The sequence below is a fragment of the Arenimonas sp. genome (genome assembly GCF_019459675.1).
In the GTDB taxonomy this organism is placed as follows: Bacteria; Pseudomonadota; Gammaproteobacteria; order Xanthomonadales; family Xanthomonadaceae; genus Arenimonas.
In genome coordinates this window covers 1-4,776 of the sequence record NZ_JAIBFH010000394.1, presented here as the reverse complement: position 1 = coordinate 4,776, position 4,776 = coordinate 1, and the positions used below count along the sequence as shown (strand labels likewise).

Sequence of the window (4,776 nt, the reverse complement as noted above, 5' to 3'; positions counted from 1 at the left end):
GTGCGGTCGGCAGTGAAAGCGCTGCTCTGGCTCGTGGCCGCCGCGCTGGGCCTGGGTGCGCTGGGCTGCACGGTGCTGTTCGTGCAGGCCGCGCGGCTGCCGTACAGCGAACAGGGGCGCCATTTCGAATCGGGCGTGGTTCACGAAGTGCAGGCGGTGGGCGTGTACGGTGTTGTGGCACTTTCCATGGCGCTGCTGGCCCTCTTGCTGGGGTGGTTGGCGCGCCGCATGAAGTAACGCTGTTCCTGCAGGAGACACCCTTTGCCTTCAAATGCCCGTTTGCGCGTGGTCGCGCACCTCATTGGTGCTGCACTGATTGGCCTCGCGCCGATAGCGTCGGCAAGCGCACAAACCCCGGCCGCGCAGCCCGATGTCGTGCTGGACGAACTGGTGGTCACCGGCGTTCAGCCCGGCCCTGGCCTGTGGCGCGCCATGGCCAAGGACGGCGAGGGCGAGGTGTGGATCCTCGCCAGCCTGGTGCCTCTGCCGCGCGCCATGCAGTGGCAGACCGCGCAGGTGGAATCCATCCTGGACACAGCGGCGGAAGTGATTGCGCCCCCGGGCGTGCAGGCCGATATCAGTGCCGGCGACATGCTCAAGATGGCCAGCCTGGCGCGCGCTGCCAACGCTGCCACCAAGCTGCCCAAGCGCCGGCGACTGGACGATGTGCTGCCGCCGGAGCAGTACGCGCGCTGGCGCCAGCTGCGCGAGCGGCACTTCCCGGGCGATGCCAGGCTGGATCGCCATCGCCCGCTGTTCGCCTCGGAGGAACTGTTCTATGAAGCCATCCGCGACGTCGGCCTGACGCGCGCGGACATCGCGTGGACGCGCGTTGCGGAACTGGCCGGACAGCGCAGCCTGCGCGTGGTGGATACCACGCTGCGCTATCCCCTGGCCATCGACCGCAAGGCCTATCGCGCTGGCATCCGCGCGGTGGCGGAATCGCAGGTGGACGACGTGGGCTGCTTCATCACCACCATGGACACGCTGGACGCCAGCCTGGTGCACTTCACCCGTGCCGCCAATGCCTGGGCCACCGGCGACATGCCGCTGCTGCTGCCGATGGAGCTGGCCACGCCCACGCCGCCCTGCAAGCCGGTGCACGACCGGGCGATGAGCTTCCAGCAGCGGCCCGGACTTCGCCTGCAGTCCCTGGCGCTCTGGCGCAGCGCAGTGGAAAACGCACTGGCCGAAAAGCGCATCGCGCTGGCCTTGCTGCCGCTGCCGGACCTGGTGGCGCCGGGCGGTGTGCTTGACCAGCTGCGCGCCGCGGGATTTGAAGTGGAATCGCCTGAGTAAGTCGACGGCGGCAGCCGGCATTGCGATGGAGAAGAGTGGCGCGAGAGGTTCCGCAGGTCCCGGTCTTTCGCCTCCCGGTCGTATGCCAAGATTGGCGGTGAAAATGACTCCGACCGCCACCATCCGCCGCGAAATTCCAGCGATCCTGGCTCTGGCCGTGCCCATCGTGGCGGGCTTGGGTGCATCCACCCTGCTGGGTGTGACCGACTCGGTGATGCTGGCGCCGCTGGGGGCCCTGCCGCTGGCGGCGGTCGGCATCACCAACGCGGTGGCGGTCATCTTGTTCGCGGCCATTTACGGGCTGCTGTCGGCCCTGTCGGTTCGCGTCGGAACGGCTCACGGTGCGGGGCAGGGGCGGCGCATCCCGGTGATCCTTCGCAACGGGCTGGCACTGGGCGCGATGGTCGGCGTCTTCGGCGCGGCGGCGATGTTGTCGGTCTGGCCGCTGCTGTTTGCGCTGGGCCAGCCGGCCGAAGTCCTGGCGATCATGTTCCCCTACTGGGTGGCGATCTCGCTGCTGATGGTGCCCTTCTCGGTCCTGACCGTGTTCAAGTCCGCCTTCGAAGCCGTGGACCGCCCGTGGCTGGGCGCCTGCTTTGCGTTCCTGGCCGTTGCCATCAACATCCCTTTGAACTACTCGCTGATCTGGGGCATCGGTCCCCTGCCGCAGCTGGGACTCACGGGGGCAGGCATTGCGTCACTTGCCGCCGAAGCGCTGGCCATGCTGGCCGCGTGGGTATTCTGGCAACGTGCGAGGTCCATGCGACGGCTGCGGCTGCGTGCCGACCTTTCCGGATCCGAGATGGCGTCGGTGGCCCGCGAGGGCGCGCCGTTGGGGCTGATGTACGTGGCCGAAACCGGCGCCATGGCGGTGGCCACGCTGCTGGTGGGCACCTTCGGCGCCGTGGCGCTGGCGGGCAACCAGGTGGCCATGTCTGTTGGCGGCTTGCTGTACATGGTTCCGCTCGGCCTTGCCGGCGCGGTTTCGATACGCGTGGCGCAGGAACGCGGGGCGGGGAACCGGGGCGCCTTGCGCCCGATCACCTGGGCGGCATTGGGTCTGGGCACGGTTTGGCTTTCGGGGGCCGCCATCCTGCTGGGTTTGTACGGACGAAACGTCGCCGGCTGGATCACGTCGGAACCCGAGGTGATCACCGTTGCCACCAGCATCTTCGTCGTCTTCGCCTTTTCGCAAGTGATGGACGGCGTGCAATCCACCATGACCGGCGCACTGCGAGGCCTGTCGGACACGGGTTTTCCGGCAAAGGTTTCGTTGGCCGCTTACTGGGGCTTGGGGCTTCCGCTGGGCTGGCTGTTCGCGCGTACCGCCGGCATGGGCCCGTCCGGCATCTGGGCGGGATTCGTCGTTGCGCTGGGGCTGGCGTCGGTGGTGCTTGTCCGGCGATTCCTCCAGCAGACCGTAGCGGCGCTGCCACCGCCGCCTTGGCGCGCAGGGGCCGCCTAGGGCGACCGGGCGGAGGCGATTCGGGCGAGTGTCCTGACGGGCTAGGGGGCGCGCCTTGCTGCAATGAATGAGCGCACCATCAGCACCAGGAGGGCCGCAGACAGCACCAGCATGCCCACGTTGACGCCCAGCGCCAGCGGGCTCATTTGCGCTGCGCGAATGACCAGCGCTGCGGCGGGCGCAAGCGCACCCAGTAGCGCCACCAGCGCAGCAACGTGCATCAGATGCTTGCGCGCGCCGTCGAACATCAGCGCCAATCCGGCGAAAAGCCCCAGCGCTATTCCCACGTAGGCGGGCAGCAGTGCCGTGCGGCTCGAGGAAATGCCGAACGCGGCGGCACCCAGGGCGATCAGCAGGAACGCAAAGATCAGCGTGGTTTTTGGCATTTCAGTCGCCTTGAGGTCGGAAGAGCGAAAAAAGACGGGAAATCCGGAGCGTCGCCCCGCTCAAGGGTACACCGGCTGGCGCCGCAGCCCGGGCTGGAAAGAAAAACCCCGGCCGGAGCCGGGGTCGTCTGTGTCACGCAACCACCAGGATCAGAGCAGCGGAATCATCAGCAGCGCCACGATGTTGATGATCTTGATCAGCGGGTTGATGGCCGGGCCCGCGGTGTCCTTGTACGGGTCGCCGACGGTGTCGCCGGTGACCGCGGCCTTGTGGGCTTCGCTGCCCTTGCCGCCGTGGTGGCCTTCCTCGATGTACTTCTTGGCGTTGTCCCAGGCGCCGCCGCCGGTGCACATGGAGATGGCGACGAACAGGCCCGTCACGATCGTGCCCATCAGCAGGCCGCCCAGCGCGTCCGCGCCCAGCGTCACGCCGACGATGATCGGGATGAACAGCGGCAGCATCGAGGGGATGATCATTTCGCGGATGGCCGACTTGGTCAGCAGGTCCACGGCCTTGTCGTACTCGGGCTTGCCGGTGCCTTCCATGATGCCGGGGATTTCCCGGAACTGCCGCCGCACTTCCTCCACCACGGCGCCCGCCGCACGGCCCACGGCCTGCATCGCGAACGCGCCGAACAGGTAGGGGATCATGCCGCCGATCAGCAGGCCGATCACCACGTCCGGGTTGTCGATGGAGAAGTTCACCACCTGGTCGGTGCCGGCGTATTTCTCGCCCAGCTTGTGCGAGTAGTCGGCGAACAGCACCAGCGCGGCCAGGCCGGCCGAACCGATGGCGTAGCCCTTGGTGACGGCCTTGGTGGTGTTGCCCACGGCGTCCAGGGCGTCGGTGGTCTTGCGGATTTCCTTGTCCATGCCCGACATCTCGGCGATGCCGCCCGCGTTGTCGGTGATGGGACCATAGGCGTCCAGCGCGACGATCATGCCGGCCATCGACAACATGGACGTAGCCGCGATGGCGATGCCGAACAGGCCGGCGATCTCATAGCAGCACCAGATGGCCGCAGCCACCGCAAGCACCGGCGCCGCCGTGGACTTCATCGAAACCGCCAGGCCGGCGATGACGTTGGTGCCGTGGCCGGTTTCAGACGCCTTGGCCACCTGCTGCACCGGGCCGTACTCAGTGGCGGTGTAGTACTCGGTGATCACCACCATGGCCGCGGTGAGCACCAGGCCGATGAGGGCGCAGTAGAACAGCGGCATGGCCAGGTCGGCCGAGAACATTTCGTTGCTGACCCAGTAGAACGCACCGGCCGCCAGCACGCCCGACACGGCCAGGCCGCGGTAAAGCGCGTTCATGATCTTGCCGCCTTCGCGCACGCTGACGAAGAACGTGCCGACGATCGAGGCCAGGATGGACACCGCGCCCAGCACCATCGGATACACCACGCCCGCCCAGCCGTAGGTGGCGAAGGCGATGCCCGCGATCAGCATGGAGGCGATGACGGTGACGGCGTAGGTTTCGAACAGGTCGGCCGCCATGCCGGCGCAGTCGCCGACGTTGTCGCCCACGTTGTCGGCGATCACGGCCGGGTTGCGCGGGTCATCCTCGGGGATGCCGGCTTCCACCTTGCCCACCAGGTCGGGGGGGGGGGGGGGGGGCGGGGG

5 protein-coding genes are annotated in these 4,776 nt (G+C 67.8%); 3 read left to right on the top strand and 2 right to left on the bottom strand.

Annotation, left to right across the window (positions count from 1 at the left end; translation table 11 throughout):
* The 3 genes from K0M70_RS13070 to K0M70_RS13060 all read left to right on the top strand — a co-directional run.
* Window positions 1-237, top strand: a 237-nt coding sequence (locus tag K0M70_RS13070) for a hypothetical protein (protein ID WP_290782644.1), incomplete at its 5' end; no start/stop codon positions are given.
* Window positions 238-261: 24 nt separating this feature from the next.
* Window positions 262-1,299, top strand: coding sequence for a TraB/GumN family protein (locus tag K0M70_RS13065; protein ID WP_290782643.1), 1,038 nt, complete (start codon window positions 262-264; stop codon window positions 1,297-1,299).
* A complete protein-coding gene (locus K0M70_RS13060) occupies window positions 1,253-2,764 on the top strand; it encodes an MATE family efflux transporter (protein ID WP_290782641.1) in 1,512 nt (503 codons plus the stop codon). The genes K0M70_RS13065 and K0M70_RS13060 overlap by 47 nt, the downstream gene beginning before the upstream one ends.
* Before the next feature lie 41 nt (window positions 2,765-2,805).
* On the opposite strand, the gene K0M70_RS13055 is transcribed toward K0M70_RS13060, so the two are convergent.
* A complete protein-coding gene (locus tag K0M70_RS13055; protein WP_290782640.1) occupies window positions 2,806-3,150 on the bottom strand; it encodes a hypothetical protein in 345 nt (114 codons plus the stop codon).
* A gap of 150 nt (window positions 3,151-3,300) precedes the next feature.
* A partial coding sequence (locus K0M70_RS13050; RefSeq protein WP_290782639.1) for a sodium-translocating pyrophosphatase occupies window positions 3,301-4,776 on the bottom strand: 1,476 nt, incomplete at its 5' end.

Excerpts from the sequence above, each read along its gene's own strand:
- K0M70_RS13055 (WP_290782640.1), bottom strand. The coding sequence starts at position 3,150 with ATGCCAAAAACCACGCTGATCTTTGCGTTCCTGCTGATCGCCCTGGGT.